Here is a 1331-nt window from a genome sequence, read left to right as displayed (position 1 = left end):
ACGAGAATCTATCGGCTAGTTTGCTCAATTTCCTCGTCACCAGCGAAGAAAAGCGCGGCCGTTTAGCGATCGCATTAGAGCGAGCCGAGCAGGAAGGATGGCAATGGACAGACGTGGAAATCCCCGATGAGGAAATCGAACTGGAAACCGCCATTCAACGCATCAATAACCATGTAATCGAGAGAGTCGGGAATTTTATCACCTCCGTCGTCGGTGACTCTCCTATTCCTCCCCCTCCTCAACAAAAGACACCCCTAGACAATAAAACTCCTTCTTCTCCATCAGATTGGATGATTCCATCTAAATCTGCTCAACCAGAGACAGCACTAGGCAATAAAACTTCATTTACCGAAAACCTACCCAATCGAGTCACAATGGAGATGGTGAGCTTACCAGCAGGTCAATTTCTTATGGGATCTGCTGACAGTGATTCTGATGCTAGGGATTGGGAAAAGCCTCCACACCAAGTTAAAGTCAACAGTTTTGCGATTGGCAAATATCCTGTGACTCAGGCACAATATGAAGCCGTAATGGGAACAAATCCCTCTAAGTTTCAAAACAATCCCCAAAATCCGGTAGAAAAGGTTAGTTGGAACGATGCTCAAGCTTTTTGCCAGAAATTGAGTCAAATAACAGGGAAAACCTATCGTCTCCCCACAGAAGCGGAATGGGAATATGCTTGTCGTGCGGGAACTACTACTCGCTATTATTTTGGTGATGATGCGAGTAAATTAGGGGACTATGGGTGGTATGGAAACAATAGCGGCAAACAAGTGATTGATGCGGCTCGGATCTGGCAGGAAGTTGGCATGGATTGGGATAAGTATCAAAAACGCCTAATCGCAAACAGCAACCAAACTCATCCTGTGGGCCAGAAAAAGCCCAATGCTTGGGGACTCCATGACATGATTGGCAATGTTTGGGAGTGGTGCGAAGACGATTCGCACGATAACTATATCGGAGCGCCAAAGGATGGATCTGCGTGGACTATCAATAATGATAATCGTTCTCATCCCAAGTGTCTGCGCGGCGGTTCTTGGTACGTCATCCCTAATGACTGTCGTTCTGCCCTCCGCGGCAGGGACCTCCCCGACGACGGCTACGACGGCAACGGTTTTCGGGTTGCGTGTGTCTCCCCAGGACTTTAACCCTTTGTTCTTTTGCTCTTTTGCCCTTTGTCTCCCGCCCTTAGGCGGGTCGATTTTTTTTACCCTTGTTTCAAGGCTCTGCCTTGAAACACAATATATAAGGCTCTGCCTTAAAGCAATATTCAGCCGTAGGTTGGGTTGAGGAACGAAACCCAACCCAATTATTTAAAAGTGTTGGGTTTC

The 1331-nt window shown here is 47.3% G+C and carries 1 protein-coding gene; it reads left to right on the top strand.

Annotation, left to right across the window (positions count from 1 at the left end):
- Positions 1-1148: formylglycine-generating enzyme family protein (locus IQ242_RS24940; RefSeq protein WP_193961807.1), on the top strand; the 1148-nt coding region annotated here is incomplete at its 5' end.
- Positions 1149-1331 lie beyond the last annotated feature (183 nt).

Source organism: Microcystis sp. LEGE 08355 (assembly GCF_015207185.1).
In the GTDB taxonomy this organism is placed as follows: Bacteria; Cyanobacteriota; Cyanobacteriia; order Cyanobacteriales; family Microcystaceae; genus Microcystis; species Microcystis panniformis.
The sequence above is the reverse complement of the archived record's forward strand: the minus strand, read 5'-3'. Positions and strand labels throughout refer to the sequence as shown.